We start from the raw sequence: 20,697 nt of genomic DNA on the forward strand, positions 1-20,697 counted from the left end.
CGGCAAAGGCTCGAAGGACAGAAAGGCTGTGGAACCCCACGGCGCGCTAAGTTAAATTAGCTTAACGAAGACCCACCGAAGGCGCTCAACCTTTAGCGGTGGGTTTTCGCTTGTTTAGCTTCCGTTTGATCCATCGATAGAGCTTCCGAATACTAAACACTAGGCTTAGTAGGGTAGCGATCCATTTTAGGATATCCAGCAGCGCCACAAGTGCGGCCATGGCAACACCTCCTTTCGGAGTGTGCTGCGCCGTGGCCGCTCCACCGCTTTAAGTCCTTGGTCTATTATATCATGAGAAACTTGGAAAATTGGGCGTAATTACGAGAATGCAGGCAAACTCATTCCTCCGATTTACCAGGACGAGAGCTCCGTCCTTTTCCAGCTGTCTTTGGCAACGCAAACGTACACATACTGCTCGTCCCAAGCCATTTGCCCCTGGCTGCAAGGCTCGCTGGACGATGCAGGCGTATACTTTTCGCGAATGCGGATCTTGTCCCCGTTCACATCGAGCTTTGTATCGGGGCTGTCCGTACCGATTCCGATGTTGCCGCTGCTGCGCTGCAAGGTGAGCGCGGCATCAAACGCTTCGCCGTCATCGCCGTAACGGACGAACTGCAGATCGGAGCCGGCGTTATCCCCCGCTTCCTGCGAAGCGTCCGCACGGACGGCCCATCTTGGCGTCGTCTCGTTATCGTTGCCGGCCACGCTGAACTGAAGGTCACGGTTCGACCCGGTTTCTCCTGCCACCCTCAAAATGCCGTTCATCACATTAAAGTTGGACGAATGGGTGCGGATTTCGCTGACGTCGGTGTCGTAAGGGATTTCCAATCGGGTGAACAGCTGATTCGCATAGGGTCCCGTTGGCGACATTGTCGTCTCAAACGACATATGCTTATGATCGTGCTGCTCCGGGTTGTTTGCTTTATCGTGGGAAATGATCGCCGTCTTGTCAATGCCGTTCTCATCGGCCCAGGCGATCGCCGGCTTAGCCCGGTCCGCCGTCCATTGCAGCCGGATCAGGTCGGACTGATGGCCCTCCTTTGCGATCCATCTCTCGTCGGTGGACAGAAGCAGCCGTTCATTGTGCGGGATACGAATTTCGCTGCCGTTCTGCCCGGATTGCCCAAGCGTCACTGCTTTGTCCGATTCCTGGTTCGAAAAACCGGTGCCCAACAAACAAATGCCTCCCAACATCACCGCTGCCATCATGGCCTTTGACAATTTCATGTTTTCCCTCCGTTTTCCGTCATGTTCTGATGCTTAGTCGTTTTAACGAAAAAAGACTTGGCCTGATCGTATATAAACATCGCCCGGCGCACAACCCATTTCGCGGAATGTCCCGGAAAAACGATTCTTTTCGCCTAGCGTTTTGCCGCAATGGCCGCCGCAGCGGTTCCTACCAAAGTTGTGCCGTACTTTTGGCCCCCTGCTATTCGAAAAGACGCCGAACATATATTTTCGAGCACCGATGCGCGATGCTTTCTTTTTTGGCGATTTTCAGATAACCTCTTATTATCGAGAAATGATATCGTCTTCCCCATAAGGAGGTCACCCGCCTTGAAAATCAGCGAACTTGCAAGCTTGAGCCAAGTCAGCATACGGTCGATTCGGCATTATGAAAATCAAGGCCTGCTAGAGGCCCGGAGGTTGGAGAACGGCTACAGGGACTTCAGCGAATCGGCCGTAGAACGGGTCAAGGCCATTCGGCTGTATTTGCGTTTAGGACTCACGACCGAAGAAATCGGGACATTGTTTAAGACGGAAGTAGCCGAGCCCGACGAATACGAATATTGCGAGGAAATGTTGGCGACCTATCACGAGAAGCTCCGCAACGTAAACGGTCAAATCGAAGCTCTGCAGCAATGGAAGGGGCTTTTGGAAAAACAAATCGCAAATACGGTGCGCCGAAAAAAATAACCTTTTCAGGACGTCCAAGGATCGTGATTTCGATTGCGCTCCGAAGGCGTCTTTTTGCTATTTTGGGCGTTGACTTTACCACTAGCGTCACCCTTTATGATGGATGTAATTTCATTCCGAAAGGGGTTTTGACGTTGGAAACTGGACATCACAAAGGGGTAACCGTCATCGGACTGGGGCCGATGGGTCAAGCGATGGCGGGGACGTTTCTAAAACAAGGCTACGAGGTAACCGTGTGGAACCGGACCTTAAGCAAAGCAGACGAATTAGCTGCTCAAGGCGCACTTAAGGCACTTACGGTCGAGGAGGCGCTGGCCGCGAACCCGCTGGCCATCCTCAGCCTGACCGATTATGACGCCATGTATGCCATCCTGGAGTCGGCGCAAGGGAGCTTGCACGGCAAAGTCATCGTAAACTTGAGCTCGGACACCCCGGCAAAAGCGAGACAAGCGGCAGCATGGCTGGCGGGTTATGGGGCCGTGCTCCTCGCCGGCGGCGTGCAGGTTCCGCCTTCCGGAATCGGCAACCCGGGCTCATCTGCCTTCTACAGCGGCCCAATAAGCGTTTTCGAGGCTCATAAAGAAACGTTAACCGTGCTGACAAGCACCGATTACCGCGGCGAAGATCCCGGACTTGCCATGCTGTATTACCAATTGCAGATGGTTATCTTTTGGACGTCGATGCTCAGCTACCTGCAGGCGGTTGCCCTCGCCAATGCGCATGGAATCACCGCGGAGCAGTACTTGGCTTACGCCAAAGAGAATATATTGTCTTTGCCTAACTTCATTGAATTCTACACGCCGCGGCTGAACGCCGGAGAACATCCCGGGGACGTGGACCGGCTGGCCATGGGGACGGCAAGCGTCGAACACGTCGTGCACACGTTCGAAGACGCGGGACTCGATCCTTCCTTGCCGGCGGCCGTACTGGGCCTCTTCCGTCGCGGCATGGAAAAAGGGCATGCTTCCGACAGCTTCACAAGTTTGATCGAAATCATGAAACAGCCGAATGCATAACATTCGGGGAAGCTCCTGACCTTGGGTCTGGGGCTTCTTTTGTGCTCAAGGATGTTCCCTTGTTTCTCCATATTGTTCTACAATTAAGCGTGCTGTTTCTTCAGCTTCATCTTCAAGAAACGGTTTATCATGAATCCATTGTTGGTAGTGGGTTAACTCATGGGCAAATGAATGAAGATAAGCAGCTAAGGCATCATCCCTACCGACTTCTGAATCTAATTCCTCAAAGTCTCCAGTTGCAATGCGTATATATGGTTCATCATTTTTATTATACGGCGCAAAGAATGATGCTGAAACTTTCTCTTTTAGCACAGTCATTATATAGTAGTCTTTTCTTAGATAGACAACAACTCTAATTGGAAATTCCATATTGCCCCTAATCCAGCTTGCAAACTCCAAGCATGCTCTTCTAACCTCAGGATGAACACCCGGAAGGCTTCTTACTCTTAATCCAGTTCTTGTTTGCGTAATTTTCATATAATTTCATACACTCACTTTTTAATATTATCGCTCTTCTCGAAAATATTGTTCCTTTTAGAAACGATTCTATAAGAACCTTACCTTATGAACCAAATGTTCTTTGCCATTCCACTCTACAATAAGTTGTTCAACGCCTGAAATGGAGGTATCCGGTTTGTTCATTTGTTCTTGAATCCACTGTTTGATATTAAGTAGTATTTGGCTGTTAACGATGCCGTCTAGTAGTAGCGTATCTCTCATTTTTATTTAGATTGCGATAATAGTGGAATTTCATCATAATCACTCCTGGGCATCAGTGACCGGCGTTTCCCTGCCGTTTGGTAGATATTGGGTTCGTTCGACGATAGCAGAATAAATATATACTAATTTTCACAAAAAACTAGTTGTAAAATATAACTGTAATCCTGCTCGAGGTACCATACGGAAGGCAAACGTGAAATAACGCCCTAAAGTCAAAAGAACCAGCCAACCGGGCCGGTTCTATCTATTCCTCTCTGAGTCATTCCGACAGCATGATGAGTTTTTTCTTACACTAAACGTCTCTCTTACGGCTCAGGGTTATCAAACCAGTGGTTCAAGATTCCGGCGGAAGGCTTTCAACGGCCGTAAAAAACACGTCCAGCAATTCTTTGCCGAACTCGGTTTTGACGTAAGCGGATATGCGGTCCAGCTCCTCTCTGCTGCCGTACTCCAAACATGGACGCCCTTCGCACCACAACACCCTGCACGCAAAAGCCTCGCTTACGCGCTCGATCATATAATCCTGCTCACATCCGGCTGACATCGGTTTTCCCCCTCTCCCGTAACTATACTCCATTTCTTCCGGACCAAGCTTCTCCCCTTATTATTCAAAATCTACTTTCCCGCCCCCTATGACATACTTCACAAGATGTTAGAGAAAACGCGCGCCTGATCAAGCTTTCACGCCCCAATCTATGAATTTGAATTCGGCTCCTGCGGTTGGTAGAATGTACCTTTAAAGACTAATTTCGATAAAGGAGCGGAAATAATGACGACCCAACGGCAAGCAGCCATGCAGTCCATGATCGACTGGTTGGCGGATGAACGCGAACTAGGACGGGAGCCTAGCAAAATCGAACTTGCGGGAGAATTTGATTTGCACGGTATGCGCTATTACATATTCAAGTATAAAAAGACCCTGCTCGGAAAATGGCTGCTCGGCGTGTGCGGCGGCTATGAACATGACTTGGATACCGAACATTGCGGCCATGTGTTCAGCGAAATGGAGCCCTATGATCCTGCCACGGCCCAACAGGAGGCCATCGTCATGGTAGAAATGATCCGCGAGTTCTGGATGAAGCAGGCGGCGGCGCTCGAGGCGGAGCAAAACGAAGAACCTCAGGGAGCAACTCAAAATGACAATGGGGGTCTGTTTAACGGGTTCGTGCTGCTGGATTCCCCGGAATGCGACATGGAGCAGATCAAAAGGAATCTATGGGAGGATTGGAATATCTCCTGCTCGCAAGAAAGCGAGGAACGCTCCAAGGAAGAAAAGGAAGGCATTCTCGTCTTCGAAACGGAAGGCTTCACCGTGGCGCTAAGCTTTGTCAATGCTCCCGTCCCGGATGAAGAAGCCGAACGCAACGCTGAGTGGAACTACCTCTGGAAAGACGCCGTGGAAAAAACGAAAACCCATGTGGCTCAAATCATCCTGGCCGTATTTACCCGCTCCGGTTCCCCGCTCGACAGCGGCAAGCTATACGCGAAGCTGGCTTCCAGCTGCCTGAAGCTCCCGAACGCGGTCGGGTTGTATTCCTCCGGCACCGTCTTTCACCCCGGGCTGTTCGTGGATTTTGCGGAATTGATGAAAACGGACGATGACATGTTCCCGCTGCTGAACCTGGTGCATTTTGGCCTTGTCCGTTCGGAGAATGGCATCAGCGGCTACACCTTGGGATTGAAATCCTTCGGCAAGGACGAAATCGAGGTGCTGGACACCCAAGCCTCCCCCTCCGACCTGCGCGATTTCCTGATCGACATCAGCGGTTATGTCATCGAACACAACGTGACTTTGAAAGACGGGGAAACGATCGGCTTCAGCGCCGAACAGAAGCTGCCGATCAACCGTTCGGAGGGCGTATACGTCGAAGGCGACAGCCTTAAAATCAAATTTTGAACGAACTCCGCTAAAACCAAGACAGCGCACCCTGCTTACAGGCTGCGCTGTTTGCGGTTTGCCGGGGCGGTATTAACGGCCTACCAACTTCCACCCCGCTTGATCTCTTCAATAATGGCGCGTATGCCTTCGTCGATCCGCTCCGGGAGGGCCCGGGAGATACTGATCCGGATAAATTTTTCGCGCTCCCGGAAATCCGACAGGTAATGCCTTTTGCCGGACACGACCCGAATGCCCCGCTCCTCAAGCCGCGCAATGAGGCGTTCCAAATTGACCGTAGGCTGCACCTTCAGCTGGATATAAATCCCTGAATTGACGTTGGAAGCTTCGACGAGCCCCTCCCGGTTATGCCTTCGAATGGCTTCGTTCACGGCCCGGATCCGCGCGGCGTACTGGCTGCAAATGTGACGCTTGTGGCGCTCATACATGCCGTTTTTGATATAAATTTCTAGCGCCGCTTGGGAAAGCAGCGAAGTGTCCGGATACCTTTTGTACCGGTGAAATGTTTCCACAAGATGCAGAGGCAAGACGGCAGCCCCCAAGCGAAGGCCGGGAAAAATGATTTTCGAAAAACTCTTCAAATAAATGGCATGCCCTCTCCGGCTGTAGGCAAAAATCGGATCAAAACAGCGCTCCTCCCCGAGGTCCGCCATATAATCGTCTTCCACGACGTAAACATCGTATTTGTCCGCCAGCCTGGCGATCGCTTCCCGCTCCCGAACCGTATACGACGTGCCCAACGGGTTGTGGTACCGGGACATGGTGTAAAAAAATTTGATCCCTCCGCTTTGAAACGTCTCCTCCAATTCCGCGAGATCGATGCCGTCTGCAGTACGAGCAATTCCCCGGACCGGCAGGCCTTCCGTTTCAAGAAAACGCAAATAGATGTCATAACTCGGCTGCTCCACCAAAATAACCTCTTTTCCGTTCGGAAACGGCATTCTCGCAAGCATTTCCAGCGTCTGCTGGACGCCGGAGGCAATAAAAATCTGTTCGGCTTTGGCAAACACCTGATCATCGGCCAAATGGTTCACCAGCGTACGGCGAAGACTCTCCATCCCTTGGTGGCTGCCATAGGTAAACAGATCATGTTTGTATGTATCAATCGCCTTGTTCAGGCAATGCTGGAAATCCAGGTACGGGAACAAGTCGATATCCGGCAATGCCGAGGCCAAATCCAGGACGCCGTCGTCCCGACCGTCCCCTTCTTTCGCCGGTTTGTCCACGACATAGAATCCGCTTTGCGGGGCGGCGTAAATGGCGTGGCGTTTTTCAAGCTCGGCGTAGGCGCGGGTCACCGTACTGACGCTGCACCCGTAATGCGCGGCCGCGGCACGGACGGAAGCGAGCTTTTGGCCGGGAGCAAACTGCCCCAGCTCGATTTTCTCTTCGATATCCGCCAAAATGGCAGCATATTTTTTCACGATCCATTCCTCCATTTCAGCATAGGGCATGCTGTGATACATAGTATACCTGAATTTTGAACTGTACCGATACAGTTGTTTTAAAACGGCATGGTGGGTTCGCCTGATTTATCGTACTTTTGAGATACCGGGTGTTGTATCAATGAATGGAACGATAAAAGGAGCTGACTCTATGAATATAAACGCATATTTGGAACGATTGGGCATCGACGGTCCCCGCCAGGCATCCTTGGATTTTCTCCGGCGGCTTCAGCACGGCCATGTCACGCGCATTCCGTTCGAGAATTTGGATATCGTCGGCGGGGTCCCGCTTTCCCTGGAAGCCGACAAGCAGTTCGACAAAATCGTGTCGCGCAAAAGGGGCGGCGTCTGTTACGAGTTAAACGGCTTGTTTCATTCGCTGCTCCGGGAGCTCGGTTTCAGCGTGTCGCTGACCGCCGCTACCGTCAAAACGGAGGAAGGATGGTTTGTGACAGGCTCCCATGCCATCAACATGGTACGGGTCGACGGCTCCGATTATTTGGTCGACGTCGGATTCGGCGGAAGAACTCCAAGACAGCCGGTGCCGCTGACCGGCGAGGAGGTGCATGATGCGGACGGAGGCTCCTACCGGCTTCGCCTCTGGAGCGACCGGGAGGGTACGGTTGTCCTTGAGAGACGTGAAGGATCGGAATGGGATACGTTATATCAATTCGATCCGGCCGCAGCGAAACAACTGACCGATTTTTACGATGTATTCATCATGACCCAATACGGCGAGGAGTCCAGGTTCAACAAAGTGCCGGTGGCGATGATCCTGACCGAGCAAGGGCGCGTCACGCTGCATGATCATTCGTTGACGGTCGTTCAAAACGAACTGAAAACCAAAGAATCGATCAGGCCCGGAGACTTCGAAAGGGTTCTGGCCGATACATTTAACATCCGTCTCCCGTCCGGCAAGTGAAGCCATCAATGAACCAAAAAACTTCGGCATATCCCGCTTTCGCGCATCATCCTCCCATTTCCAGCGAATACTAACGGCGAAATGACCAATTTTTCGTTAGGAGATCGGGAACGATGAACAGTCATGATAAGCCAAAGCATAAATGGCCGCTGATCGGCAAACGCTCGGGGCCCAAGCTGCACAAAGACGACATTACGATCGTCGATGCACAAATGGCGAAAAAGGCCGTGATTGCCACGGCTCTCGGGAACGCGATGGAGTGGTTCGATTTCGGGATCTATTCTTATCTTGCGGTCGTCATCGGGAAAGTGTTTTTTCCGGAAATGAGCGGTTCGGTGCAGCTCGTCTATACGTTCGCCACTTTTTCCATCGCGTTTATCGTGAGACCTTTCGGCGGATTGTTTTTCGGGCGTCTCGGGGACCGTTGGGGCCGTAAAAAAGTGCTTACCATCACGCTTTTGATGATGGCCATCTCGACGCTTTGCATCGGCCTCATCCCGAGTTATGCTTCCATCGGAACGACGGCTTCGGTGCTGCTTTTGCTTGCACGGCTGGTACAGGGATTCTCCACCGGAGGGGAATACTCGGGGGCAATGACCTTTATCGCCGAATCGACGCCCGACAAAAAAAGAGGCTTTTTATCCAGCGGACTGGAAGTGGGCACCTTGATCGGTTATATTGCCGGCTCGGGTTTGGTCACGCTGCTGACCTATCTCCTCGGTTCCGAGCAAATGCTTGCTTGGGGCTGGAGGATTCCGTTTTTCATCGCGGCGCCGATCGGCTTGGTCGGACTGTATCTCCGCGGCCATTTGGAGGAAACGCCGGCTTTTGAAGCAATGGAGCAGGCCAAGGATGAGGATAAACCGAAAACGCCGCTCAGGGAACTGTTCTCGAGGCATTGGAAAGTCATCCTGATTTGTACCGTGCTCGTCTTTTTCTTTAACGTCGTCGATTACATGGTGCTTTCTTATATGCCGTCACACCTGACCGCCGTACTGGGTTACGGGGAAGCGGAAGGGCTGCTCCTGATCCTGATCGTCATGTTCATCATGATTCCGATCGTGCTGGCCATGGGTTATTTCAGCGACCGGATCGGCAACAAAAGGATCATGCAGATCGGCCTGGCCGGCCTGCTCGTCCTGTCCCTCCCGGCTTTCATGTGGATCAGCAGCGGCAAGCTCGGGCTCGTATTCCTCGGATTGCTGATCCTAGCGGTATTCCTGACCTGCTTCGAAGGGACGATGCCTTCCGTGCTGCCCGCGCTGTTTTTTACCGATGTCCGGTACGGCCTGCTGGCGATCACGTACAATATCTCGGCGTCCCTGTTCGGCGGCACAACCCCCCTTGTGATGGCCTGGCTGATCAATTTGACCCAAAACAATCTCGTTCCGGCTTATTTTTTGATCGCCACATCGATCATCGGACTGGTCGTCGTCACGTTTTGGTTTACCGACACTTCGGGCAAATCGCTGCGCGGCTCCCCGCCGGCCGTCGAGGAGAAACATGAAATCAAGGAGCTGCTGAAGGAACCGGAAGAAGCGCTGTGGTGGCATGAAGAGCACGCGATGATCCATGAATCGGGGACGGATTCGGAGCAGAGGAGATAGACAACAGGAAACAGGAGAGTATTTTAAATCGTCGCCTGTAGGCTCATTGTTCAAATGGACATGGAAATAGGTTAGGAAGCACCCTCAAGCAGAGTGCCTGTCTGCGTGAGGGCTTTTTCATTGATCCGTGGGCAGCATTATCCTTGGGCTGCGGTGCCGCGGATCTGACTCCACATCGTAACCATATCGATACAGCCGCGATGTTCGGCAATCCGCCCATCCGACACGCGTCACATCGATCTGACGGCCTGTCGGCGCTGTGCCAAAAAACATATCCTCATCCGTGTCTTTTCGGTCATTCGAACGAGGACCTTGTCGCCTTGGGCGACCATTTCCTCCACCATGTAGCGTTTATCCGGGAAAGCACCAAGGATTTTCATCGCAAACTGCTTCAATCCCTCCCTGGATTGGTAGCTGAGTTCACGATAATCGTCCGACAAAAACCGGTCCACGCTTTCCATGTCGCTCCGATTCCAAAAGGATTCAATGAATTCGCTGACGAGAGCCGCATTTTTATGCTCTAGTGTTTGCATGTAAACATCTCCTCTATCCTGTTTTCACGAAAGACACAGGCTCGGCAAAATGGAGCAAGCACAAAAAAACCACAACCTTCGTGAACTGCATTCATATAGAAGAAAACACCTTTCGCGCAGAAAAGTGTTTTCTTCATATCAGATATAACGATTATACCTTACGTTTTATCCAAATGATCAATCCTGTGAACAGAATGATTATTCCGAGGAACCCTAGGTTGTAAACGTTTGTTGCCGTGTTAGGCAGCTTGTTGCCAAACTGTTCGCCAGTTTGGTCCGCTGGCGAAGGGGCCTTCATACGCCATCACCCCGGAAAAGACAACGCATTTTCGGCATACGGATCAAATTTGTTAATCGACATCGTCAATCCGTTATAAAAGGTATACACATCTCCCGTATACTTATCGACCCAAAAATCATACATCACAGGGATGACGTAATACCTGTCGTTCTCCGATTCGACTTTCAAATGTGTAATGACATCCCTCAAAATGGCCTTGTCATCTTCCCTACCCGGTTTCTCGTTCGCGGCAAGCGGAACCAATGGGCCGAATTTTGATTCATACGCGGTAACCAATTCCTTTTTGGCTTTGTCGATGGCAGCCTCTTTGGAAAGGATCTTGGCATCGCTTGGATACCGGCTGATCATTACATGCGGCAGTCTGGGAACCATATGCGGCTGCGAGAGGTCTTTTCCATTAAAATAATCCACTTTGGCGCGCAAAGCTTCGGCCACAAATCTCGCAGGCACGTAGGTGCTACGGTGTATGATTTTTGGCGCGACAGTCATTTCGACTTTTTTGCCGTTTACCTTGGCATGCGTGGAGTGCATGAATAATTCGACCGTTTGGCCGCCATCGGCAATCGTGACTTTTTGGGCTTTGGAATCCCACTTGATTTGGGCCCCCAAATGTTCGGCCACAATTCGAACCGGCAGCAGCGTTCTGTTATTTTCCGTCACCACATTCGCATTTTTGATAATGGAGCCGTTGATAAATAATCCTATAAAATCTTTGCCGATGGACTCTTGGCCCGAATCACCATAGCGGATATAAAATTCGGCATCGACTCCTTTTTCATACGGATAAATGGAGATTCCAGCGACATTCGCCCGAGGCACGGCCCCCTCAGCCGATGCATACGCAGAACAAGCCGACCATAACACGGACGATAACAGCATGGATAGAACCAAACGTTTGAGCACCACCATCGCACCTCTTTTTCCTATTTTTAGATGAAATGACTCCCCGCATCGTCATGACTAAAAATGAACTGCCCTGATTGATAAGCTCCTAATGGAAAGTCTTCATCTAAGAGACGGTTTAGCACCCGTTTGGGTTACGAATGGAAGTGCGTAGGACTGTACCAAATTTCATGGATCCGGTCGGATGGTCAGAGCCGCTGCTTGTGCGCCATACGCCAAGCGTCGAGCTGCTTTTGCACTTCGGCATGAACCTCGTCCAGACCCGCCTGCTTCAGTTCCTGGTTGAACTTCGGCAGTTCGGTATCGACATCCACGCTGCCTGTCATCAGGCTCGGGTAATATTTTTGCCATACCATCTCGATGTTCTGCATCTGGATCGGCATCATGGATAGATCGGGCGTAAAACCCAGCATGCTGGATTTTACGACTCTGGCGTTGGAGGAACGGAACTGATCCCATTTATTCAGAGGGTCCGGAAAGTCGCCGCCCATCGTCTTCAAAATGAACCAGTTGCCCTGGGTATACGTGACCCCCGTGTAACCGGGCGTTTCATCCGGAATGGGATTCCCGTTATCATCCTTCGGATGAATAGGCACGACTTGGCCGTTCTCGTCCAAGCTGTAATGCACGCCCTCTATCCCATAATTGAACAAATTGCGCACTTCCGGGTCGGTATTTAGTAAATTCAAAAATTTAATGGACTCTACGGGGTGCTTGGTTTCTGCGCTGACCGCCATAATGCCGCCCCGCAAAGATTCCGTCGTGACAAGCTCCGGCGTTACTGCGTTCGCCACCACTTTGTAGCCGCGGTCCTTGCTCCAGCTGTTTACCGCAAGAGGGCCGCCGTCGGAGGCTTTCCAGAACAACTTCGAACCTCTCTTCAGCTTTTGATTCTCCCGTAAAGCAGCGTCTTCGTTGATGTAGCCGGCCTTATAATAACGCCGCAGCGTATTCAGCACTTGCCGTGCTTCTTTCGTTTCGAATATATTCACCACGGGAGCGTTTGGATCTAAGGACTTCACCATCAAAGGGAGCTTCTTGTCTATGACGTATTCGTAACCGTCCAAGGCAAAGAAGTTCTGCGAGTCCTTGTCCAGCTCCATGGGCAAATAATCCGGTTCCTTTTGTTTGATCATCCGCAGCAAAGGTTCAAGCGATTCCAACGTGTTGTATTTTGTAATATCGATGTCGTACTTCTTCACCAGTTCATCCGGATACGTCCACTGTTGGCGCACCGCGAGCTCTTTATTGGTAGGGATGCCGTAAATGCCGCCGTCGTCCATGCGCACCCCCTGCCAAAAAACGGGATCGATGACCTCGTACATTTCCTTGCCTACGGTAGAGAGATAGTCATCCAGCCGCAGCCATGCGCCACGCTTGGCATAACCCGTGAAGTCCTGCGCAAAAGCGACATCGAAAGGAGTTCCCGCCGAAATCATCGTGTTCAACCGGTCTTCATACTCTTGCCAGCCTACCTTGACGTAGGTGATCGTAACGCCGATCTTTTTGGCCAGGATCTCATTGATTTTGTCGTTCACCAGCTTCAAATCCTTATCCGGCTCGCCGATCGTGTAGTAGATGAGATTCACCATGGCGCCGCCGGGCTTCCCCTCATCTTCGCTCGAAGAAGAGGAACACCCCGTCCCCGACAGCGCCAACATGACGGTTAAGGCAACATATAGGATGATACGACCCCAAAAAGTGGGTTGCTGCATACAAAGGCCTCCCTTTTCGCGTTAAACCTGGCTCTTTTTTCTCATTTCCGAAGGCGACTTGCCGAAATAACTTTGAAAATGGGTGTAAAAATAATTCAGATTCGGGTATCCCACGGAAAGCGCGATGCTGGAAATTTTCTCGCTGGTCGTTAAAATGAGTTCCCGCGCGTGAAGCATTCGATAGGCCATCAAATATTCCGAAAACTTCATATGCGCTTCCTTCAAAAACAGCTGTCCAAGGTACGTACTGTTCATCCGAAAACGCTCCGCCACCGATTTCAGGGTGATGTTCTGGGCATATTCGGCCTTCACCATCATCAAGATGCGGTTGGTCAGCTTCGATAATTGATCGTACGGAATTCCCAAAATCGGATCGGTGTTCGGATCTTCGCCGCTTGCGCCGTCCAGGGTGCCGTGCAAATCTTCCACGATGATTTTTTCGATCACCTGCTGCAGCTTGGAACGTTCGACGGGCTTGAGCAAATAATCCTTCACCCCGCAGCGGATCGCCTCCCGGGCGTATTCGAATTCGCTATAGCCGCTCATGATAATATATTGGGTGGGAAGGCGCATCTCTTTAAGCTTGCCGATGATTTCATAGCCGCGCTCCGTCCCTATGCACACATCAAAAATGGCGATATCCGGCAGCAGCTCTACCGCCTTGGACAATGCGCCCTCTCCGGTTTCGCTCGTCTCGATCCGGTGAAAACCGTAGCTTTCCCAATCCAGACTCCGCTTCATGCCCTCCAGAATCTGCGGTTCATCATCCACGATAAGAAGTTTGTACATGCCTGATCACTCCTTTGCGATCGTTACGGTAATCTTGACGCCTGCCTCCTCGTTGTTATCGACCTCCATGGAAAAGCCCTCTCCATAGAAAAAGTGCAGCCGGGTATACACGTTGCGCAGGCCAATGCTCTTGACAGGAGCATCATCACGGCTTGAAAGATTCCGCTTCACTTCGTCCAAACGTTCCCTGGAGATTCCTTTTCCGTTGTCGACAAATTCGAGCACGAAGCGCCGATCCGTTTCCCAGCCGTTGACGACCAGTAAATTAAATTCGTTGCCCGGATCGAAGCCATGAACGAAAAAATTCTCCGCCAGAGGCTGCATCCAAAATTTCACGGTAGACACGTTCCAAAGCGCCTCATCCACATTCAGCTGATAATAAAACCGCCCCGGGTACTTCAACTCCATGATTTTCAAATACTTTTGCAAAAGCTCCAGCTCGCTGCCGATGGATATGATATTTTCTTTCTTCACGATATCCCGGTATAAAGCGCCTAAGGTCGCGATGGCATCGGCGGTGTCGACGTCGCGGTTCACCAAAGCGGTAGAGCGAATGGCCTCTAACGTGTTGTACAGGAAGTGGGGATTAATCTGATGTTGAAGCGCCTTCATTTCGGTCTCCTGCTGTTTGAGCTTCAGCAAATATTCGGTGCGGATATGTTTATCAAGCTGAAGAACCATGTCATCCAGTTCCCGGGCAATCATGCCGTATTCGTTCCGCCTGTAACGGGCCGGAGAATTCGACGTAAAGTCCGCGGTTTTCACGCGTTTGATGGAATAGATGATGCGCTGAAGGAATCGCGCGTCGTCACGCAGATTGTAAACAATAATAAGCAATACGCTGATCATCGCCAGCAATATGATGAATAACACCGCCGCAATAATGCCGGTATTTTGACGCATAAGCATCGGCAGGTCGACAAGAACGACGAAGCGGAAATCAAATTTGGTGGAAGAAAAGGTCATAAAATACGTGCTATTCAACCCGCCTAATGAAAGATAGCCGCTGTTTCGTCCATCCTCCGCCGCTCGAAGGACCCGTTCCCCGGCATGGCGGTTCCCGCCTAAGATCATGTACACCTCGCCGGAAGCGCTTACGGCTGCAGCCGTGTCCAATTTGTAGCTGTTTATTTTTTTGAACAGCTGCTCGCTGCTGATCAAGAAACGGAACTCCCCGATCTGGCGGGAAATCTGGTTCGGGTCGGATAACTTTTTGCGGTATACGAATCCCTTTTGGATCGTCTCGCGAAAGGTTTCATCCGTGTTCGGCAGGCGGAATGCGAAGCTGTCATTGCCGCTGCTGTCAAAGCGAACCGCATTGCCCCGCGACGCGGTATGGAGGCTGATTTGCGTAATGTCTCCCTGCCCGGAGCTGTACAAAAAAGCTTTCATGTCGTCGGGAAAGGAGACGAGCGGTTCGTTAAAGTGGCTGTTTTTCAGCCTGTTCGTCAGATACCCCTCCGCGCTGTTGCCCAAAAAGTACCTGGCATCGGTCATCAGCCGATTGTTGGAGTATATTCGCTGCATGTATGCCTCGATGCGGTCCGCATCATACTGAAGCTCGTTTTCGATGCGGGCAAAGGCGCTGACAGCCTCGGTTCGGGCGTTTTCGATCCATTGATACAGCAGTATCGCACAAGTCAGAATGCCAAGCGCCAACCCTAAAGTCACCACAAATACCGTATACGCAATGAATTTGCCGCGGTATATCTTAATCTGCAGAAAAGAACCCATGCGACGCCTCCTTTGCATCAGGTTTTAACGGAGGATTTTGCAAAATCCTGAACGGTGAGCACTCCATTTCACGTAAAGCAATTTCATTATATCTTGTTTTCCTGGATCAGGAGGATGCAAAATTCGATCCGTTTCGACATTGGGATTCTGGCAAATAAGAAAGCCCGAACGGGCAAATGATCCTTCCGTTCGGGCTTCCAAGTCGGGCGTTGGCTTTGTATGACTCACTTAAAGAAAGCATCAATTTGCTCTTGGGCGGCTTTCATGAGGGTATCCATGCCTGCGGCTTTCAGTTCGGACACGATCTTCGGAACCATTTTCTCCGGATCGGATGCGCCCGTGAGCAATTCATAACGGTATTTGTCCCATACCGCCTTGGTATTCGCCACCTCTGTAGAGAGATTGGTAATATCCATGGAGAAACCCAGCAGCGAAGACGCAAACGCTTGTTCATTCAGCTTTTTAACCTGTTCCCATTGGTCTTTAGGCGCATCCTTCTGCGTTGCCATGTTGAAGAATGTACCTTGCGTGTAGGCAGCGAGCGGCCATGTATCTGTCGTGCGCTCGATAACTTTCTCGCCATCCACTTTCTTGTAATCCACGCCCTCTTCGCCAAAAGCGAGCATGTTGCGCAGCTTCGGATCGGTATTGACCAACTCCAAATATTTCAGAGCTTCTTTTTTATATTTCGAGTTGGCGGAAATAGCGTTCAAAGAACCTTGGATCGTCGTTGTCGTGTAGATCGGTCCGTAATTCTGTACCATATCGTACTTTTCAACGCCATTGTTCACTTGCCAGCTCACTTCTGCACCAGGGAAACCTTGAGCGCTCATGAATGGTTTGCCTTTATCCGGTTCAGGCTTGGTTGGCGCGTCCGGATTGATAATGCCGTCTTGATACCATTGATGCAGCATTTTCAAATTCTCCATCACGTCCGGCTGTTCGAGAACAGATACGACCTTACGCGAAGCATCGTCCGCCTTTACGCCGATCGGAGCGAGTCCAAGGGCCATATCGTCGTATTCGTTAAAGAATCCGTTTAAGCCTTCGCTTTGCGTCATCGGCAGCGGATAGAAGCTTTTGCCTTCTCCTGCTTTCATGTCATGGAACGGCTTGTCAAGGTCCTTCAGCGTTTTCATGTTTGGCACGTCAATGCCGTATTTCTCAACATACTTATGATCGAATACCCAATACTGGGTTAGGGACGAGTCCTTGTACGTCGGTACGGAGTAAATTTTGCCGCCGACTTTTGAGCCGTCCCATACCTTTTCGGGAATCAGCTTATACAGATCCGGCGTTTCGCTTTGCACGAGATCCGTGAGGTCGGCAAAGGCGCCCATCGCAACTTGCTGATTGTACTTGGAACCGTTCGTGAACATGATATCGAAAGGTTCGCCCGTATTTACGATCGTGTTGATCTTCGTATCCCATTCGCCCCAGCTGGCCACTTTGATATCCACTTTGACGCCGATTTTTTCGGCTGTGTATTCATTCATCGCTGCGACAGCCTTGTCAAAATTGTTCGGAACCTGGCCGCCGATCGTCCACCATACCAACGTAGGCACATCAGTGGAAGATGAAGAAGTTTTGGAAGCATCGGAAGCCTTCGGATCGGAAGCGGATGTATCCGACTTCGAGCCGCAAGCTGCGAGCGCCGACATCAGAAGCGTCAGAACGCAAGCGGTAGAAAGGAGCTTCAAAGGCTTTTTCATAGGTATTTCCCCCTTATAAATGTTGTTCTTGCGCCGTTTTGAAAATTTTTGTATACAAGTTGGTGATGATCAGAACGGCGATGTATAAAAGAAAACGTCTTTTCGACGGATTCTCTAAGCAGACGGACCGCTTTTAGCGGAACCTTTTCCCCAATGCTTAGCCTTCGGGCGACGTCTTATCCCTTGACGGCGCCGATCGTCAGGCCGGAAATGAAGTACCGCTGGAAGAACGGGTAAGCAAAAGCTACAGGGAGCACGATAATGATCGCCACCGCCATCCGCGCGGATTCTTTCGGCATCGTTGCCGCAAGCACCGCGTAGCTGACGCCCATACTGGCGGCATTTTTCGCGAGAGCATCCACGTTGCTCATCAAGTTGTTCAGCAGCGCCTGCAAGGAATACAGATCCTGGTTGTTGATGTACAGCATCGATTGGAACCAGTCATTCCAGTAAGCAAAGCACAGGAACAGTCCGATGGTCGCAATAACCGGCAAGGAAATCGGCAGAACGATCGAGAAGAAAATACGCAGCTGGCCCGCGCCGTCGATTTCCGCGGATTCGATCAGGCCGTCCGGAATCGTGCTCTTAAAGAACGTTTTGCAAATAATGACGTTGAAGGACGAAACCGCCAGCGGTAAAATCAGCGCCCAAACCGTATCCTTAAGTCCAAGCAAATTGGCGTTGATGTAATAGCTGGAAACCAAACCGCCATTGAAGATCATCGGAATAAATACGATCCAGGTCAGCAGCCCCTTGAGCTTATAATTCGGCCGGGAGATGACGTAGCCCATGGAGGCGGTCAGCAGCACGCCCAGTACCGTGCCCACAATCGTGACCAATACCGATATGCCGAGCGCACGCAGAATCATCGTCCCTTGCTGTGCTATATAACTGTAGGCATCGCCGGAAAACGCGGTTGGAATGATGTGATATCCCGTCTGACGGATGGAATCCTCGCTGGATAAGGATATGGAAAGCACAACCAGCATCGGCACCACGCACACTAACGCGAGCAAAATAAAGATGAGATTGAACACGATGTTGACGCCTTTGCTCGGGCGGTTGAATTTATCCAACCCGCTTTCATAAACCGTTCTTGCTGCCATAAAACGCACCCCCTACATCATCGCGCTATCCGGATCTATTCTGCGAACGATCCAGTTTGCCGTTAGAATCGTGATACAACCCAGCACGGATTGCACGAATGCGGCCGCGGAAGCCATGCCGACAGTGGCCGTTTTGAGTTGCTTATAAACCAATACATCAATGGTGGTGGTCACGTTAAACAAGGAATTCGAATCCCGCGGTACCTGGAAGAACAATCCGAAATCCGTGTAGAAGATGCGGCCCACGGCCAAGATAAACATCATGACGATCACCAGTTTCATCAACGGTAGGGTAATGAATCGCGTCTGCTGCCAGATGGAAGCGCCATCAATGACGGCCGCCTCATAGTAGGTTTTATCAATGCCGGTGATTGTCGCCAAGTAAACGACCAGGCCGTAACCTACGCTTTTCCAAACATGCATGAAGATCAAAAGGTAAGGCCAGTATTTCGACTCCATATACCAGTTGATCGGCTCGCCGCCCATACTAACCAGCATTTGATTGACAATCCCTTTGTCAAAGCTCAAAAATGCCCAGCCTACCGCCGAAACGACGACCCATGACAGAAAATAGGGCAAAAACATCATGGTTTGATACACTTTGCCCGCCCTCCGATTGTGCAGCATGCCGACCATCAGGGCTAAAGCAACGGGGATGACAATGCCAAGGACGATAAAAACGATGTTGTATCCCAGCGTATTTCGAATAATGATCCAGGCATCGTTGGATTTGAACAAAAATTCGAAGTTCTTGAACCCTGCCCATGGACTGTTAATGACGTTGCTTAGAAATCCGCCGCTTATTCTAAAGTTCTTAAAGGCGATGATGATGCCGAACATGGGTAAGAAGCAGAAAAGAATGTACCATATGGTCGTCGGCAGCGCCAAAAGCGTCAGCTCGGCATCTTGCTTGCGCCATCGCGTTCGTAAGCGCTTACCTTTCGTCTTAGTGCTCATGTCTGTCACCTCTTCCGTCATCCTATATTGCTTTGTTGTAAGTCAATTTTATAAGAAATAGAGCGCTTTCATCCAGATAACAAACATGATAAAGTAGTCAACAAACGTTAGGTTTTGCAAGGTTCATGGACAAAAAAAGACAACCACCATCGACCTGGAAATCGGTCGACAATGGTTGTCCCGCGGATATTGAATTATTTATCGATCAGGTCGGTCGCCTTCAGCATTCTTGCGATCAGCACCGTCACCTCTGCGCGCGTCATCGGTGCTTTCGGACTGAGAACCTCAGGTCCGTTCCATAATCGCCAGATCCGCCAAAGTGTTTAAGATCGTCTGGGTCCTACCTGTCCCAGGAGGGCCCTCGACAATACTGATGGCGCTTTTTAAAGCTTGGTCAAGCGCCGTTCTTTGACTCAAATTGTATCTGAATGAATAGGTTCGCTTGTAACAGGCATATCGCTCACTATAGGACGTTTCAAAAGATAGTGGCTTAAGTACACTGTCCGGATCTAATAGAAAAAAGGCTGCCCTCCGATTGATTCGGAAAGCGGCCTTTCTTAAAGACTACATATGATGTTAAAAAATCGTAGGCACCATGCCCCCGTCCATACGGATCGGAGAACCTTTGAATGCGGATGCATAGGGGCTGCAGACAAATGCAACGAGCCTGCCTATTTCAAAAGGCTTGATAAAACGCTGAATTTCGGATTGGGGCAGGTTTGCAGCCATAAATTTTTTCTCTTTTTCCGAAAATGACATATCATCAGGAAACATACTCTCAATGATCTGATATACGTTTTCAGAAAGCGTTGGTCCAGGCATAATCGTATTGGAGGTGACTTCCGTTCCTGCCGTAAGTTTAGATAAGCTTTTGGACAGCGATAGTAACATGGATTTGGTCACGGCATACTGAGGCATTTGCCCTGATGGCATCACGGCTTCTTCACTTGCAATAAAGATGATTCGTCCATCATTGTTATTCAACATTTTAGGCAAATAAAATTTAGATAATCCGTTCGCAGCCAGGACATTCGTTCGGAAGTATTTTTCCCATATTTCATCGTCAACGTCATCATAAGACATGATTTCATAAATCCCCATATTGTTCACCAGAATATCGACGTGGGGATATTTCTCGAGCAAAGCTTCTCTTTGCTGCAAATCCACAATATCGGCCGTTGCATTCTGAGGAAAGGTATCCGGGAACTCCGACTTCAATTCATTTACGGTTCGTTCTACCTCTTCATGCTTCCGTCCGTTAACGAGGACATTGACGCCTTCTCTTGCAAGTTCAATGGCAATGGCTTTCCCTATACCTTTCGTCGATCCGGTTACCAAAGCCGTTTTGTTCTTTAATCCCATATCCATAACTTAGGTGTCTCCTTTGTTGTCATTCGCAGCAAGCTGATTAGAAATTATTCTT

20 protein-coding genes are annotated in these 20,697 nt (G+C 50.4%); 5 read left to right on the forward strand and 15 right to left on the reverse strand.

The genetic code is table 11. From position 1 onward, the window contains the following. Positions 1-351: 351 nt before the first annotated feature. Positions 352-1,227 carry a hypothetical protein gene (locus KI367_RS14785; protein WP_212950573.1) on the reverse strand — a complete coding sequence of 292 codons (876 nt, stop codon included), beginning with the start codon at positions 1,225-1,227 and terminating at the stop codon, positions 352-354. 330 nt (positions 1,228-1,557) lie between these two features. Here KI367_RS14785 and KI367_RS14790 point away from each other — a divergent pair, with 330 nt between their 5' ends. Further along, positions 1,558-1,917 (forward strand): MerR family transcriptional regulator, encoded by a 360-nt coding sequence (locus KI367_RS14790; protein WP_212950575.1) that lies wholly within the window; start codon positions 1,558-1,560, stop codon positions 1,915-1,917. Between the two features lie 128 nt (positions 1,918-2,045). Beyond that, positions 2,046-2,933 carry an NAD(P)-dependent oxidoreductase gene (locus tag KI367_RS14795; RefSeq protein WP_444544268.1) on the forward strand — a complete coding sequence of 296 codons (888 nt, stop codon included), beginning with the start codon at positions 2,046-2,048 and terminating at the stop codon, positions 2,931-2,933. 45 nt (positions 2,934-2,978) lie between these two features. On the opposite strand, the gene KI367_RS14800 is transcribed toward KI367_RS14795, so the two are convergent. Both KI367_RS14800 and KI367_RS14805 read right to left on the reverse strand, forming a co-directional pair. After that, entirely contained in the window at positions 2,979-3,410 is a 432-nt protein-coding gene (locus KI367_RS14800; RefSeq protein ID WP_212950579.1) for a hypothetical protein, read from the reverse strand. 577 nt (positions 3,411-3,987) lie between these two features. Further along, a complete protein-coding gene (locus KI367_RS14805; protein WP_212950581.1) occupies positions 3,988-4,197 on the reverse strand; it encodes a hypothetical protein in 210 nt (69 codons plus the stop codon). 225 nt (positions 4,198-4,422) lie between these two features. Here KI367_RS14805 and KI367_RS14810 point away from each other — a divergent pair, with 225 nt between their 5' ends. Beyond that, the gene (locus KI367_RS14810) at positions 4,423-5,550 is read left to right on the forward strand and encodes a DUF4261 domain-containing protein (RefSeq protein WP_212950582.1); all 1,128 of its coding nucleotides are present in this window, start codon (positions 4,423-4,425) and stop codon (positions 5,548-5,550) included. 80 nt (positions 5,551-5,630) lie between these two features. Here KI367_RS14810 and KI367_RS14815 read toward each other — a convergent pair whose 3' ends face one another. Next, positions 5,631-6,974, reverse strand: coding sequence for an aminotransferase-like domain-containing protein (locus KI367_RS14815; protein ID WP_212950584.1), 1,344 nt, complete (start codon positions 6,972-6,974; stop codon positions 5,631-5,633). A gap of 172 nt (positions 6,975-7,146) precedes the next feature. On the opposite strand from KI367_RS14815, the gene KI367_RS14820 reads away from it, so the two are divergent. Together KI367_RS14820 and KI367_RS14825 are read left to right on the forward strand one after the other, a co-directional pair. After that, positions 7,147-7,917, forward strand: coding sequence for an arylamine N-acetyltransferase family protein (locus tag KI367_RS14820; RefSeq protein ID WP_212950586.1), 771 nt, complete (start codon positions 7,147-7,149; stop codon positions 7,915-7,917). A gap of 113 nt (positions 7,918-8,030) precedes the next feature. After that, positions 8,031-9,524 carry an MFS transporter gene (locus KI367_RS14825; RefSeq protein WP_246536951.1) on the forward strand — a complete coding sequence of 498 codons (1,494 nt, stop codon included), beginning with the start codon at positions 8,031-8,033 and terminating at the stop codon, positions 9,522-9,524. Positions 9,525-9,754: 230 nt separating this feature from the next. On the opposite strand, the gene KI367_RS14830 is transcribed toward KI367_RS14825, so the two are convergent. The 11 genes from KI367_RS14830 to KI367_RS14880 form a co-directional block, all read right to left on the reverse strand. Continuing rightward, entirely contained in the window at positions 9,755-10,057 is a 303-nt protein-coding gene (locus KI367_RS14830; RefSeq protein ID WP_246536952.1) for an ester cyclase, read from the reverse strand. 151 nt (positions 10,058-10,208) lie between these two features. Beyond that, positions 10,209-10,355, reverse strand: a complete 147-nt coding sequence (locus KI367_RS27610; RefSeq protein WP_212950587.1) for an LPxTATN C-terminal sorting signal domain — start codon at positions 10,353-10,355, stop codon at positions 10,209-10,211. Between the two features lie 6 nt (positions 10,356-10,361). Beyond that, the gene (locus KI367_RS14840) at positions 10,362-11,261 is read right to left on the reverse strand and encodes a copper amine oxidase N-terminal domain-containing protein (RefSeq protein WP_212950589.1); all 900 of its coding nucleotides are present in this window, start codon (positions 11,259-11,261) and stop codon (positions 10,362-10,364) included. Between the two features lie 188 nt (positions 11,262-11,449). Continuing rightward, entirely contained in the window at positions 11,450-12,976 is a 1,527-nt protein-coding gene (locus tag KI367_RS14845; protein WP_212950591.1) for an ABC transporter substrate-binding protein, read from the reverse strand. 21 nt (positions 12,977-12,997) lie between these two features. Beyond that, positions 12,998-13,765, reverse strand: a complete 768-nt coding sequence (locus KI367_RS14850; protein WP_212950593.1) for a response regulator transcription factor — start codon at positions 13,763-13,765, stop codon at positions 12,998-13,000. Between the two features lie 6 nt (positions 13,766-13,771). Continuing rightward, a complete protein-coding gene (locus tag KI367_RS14855; protein ID WP_212950594.1) occupies positions 13,772-15,499 on the reverse strand; it encodes a sensor histidine kinase in 1,728 nt (575 codons plus the stop codon). A gap of 224 nt (positions 15,500-15,723) precedes the next feature. After that, a complete protein-coding gene (locus KI367_RS14860) occupies positions 15,724-17,211 on the reverse strand; it encodes an ABC transporter substrate-binding protein (RefSeq protein ID WP_212950596.1) in 1,488 nt (495 codons plus the stop codon). A gap of 176 nt (positions 17,212-17,387) precedes the next feature. Further along, positions 17,388-18,317 carry a carbohydrate ABC transporter permease gene (locus tag KI367_RS14865; RefSeq protein ID WP_036711069.1) on the reverse strand — a complete coding sequence of 310 codons (930 nt, stop codon included), beginning with the start codon at positions 18,315-18,317 and terminating at the stop codon, positions 17,388-17,390. 12 nt (positions 18,318-18,329) lie between these two features. Then, on the reverse strand, positions 18,330-19,274 hold the full coding sequence (locus KI367_RS14870; RefSeq protein WP_212950598.1) for an ABC transporter permease: 945 nt from the start codon (positions 19,272-19,274) through the stop codon (positions 18,330-18,332). A gap of 285 nt (positions 19,275-19,559) precedes the next feature. Continuing rightward, positions 19,560-19,691 carry an AAA domain-containing protein gene (locus KI367_RS27615; RefSeq protein ID WP_212950600.1) on the reverse strand — a complete coding sequence of 44 codons (132 nt, stop codon included), beginning with the start codon at positions 19,689-19,691 and terminating at the stop codon, positions 19,560-19,562. Positions 19,692-19,850: 159 nt separating this feature from the next. Continuing rightward, entirely contained in the window at positions 19,851-20,642 is a 792-nt protein-coding gene (locus KI367_RS14880; protein WP_212950602.1) for an SDR family NAD(P)-dependent oxidoreductase, read from the reverse strand. Between the last annotated feature and the right edge of the window lie 55 nt (positions 20,643-20,697).

Origin of the sequence: Paenibacillus cookii (assembly GCF_018333375.1) — a bacterium.
GTDB lineage: Bacteria > Bacillota > Bacilli > Paenibacillales > Paenibacillaceae > Paenibacillus_AQ > Paenibacillus_AQ cookii.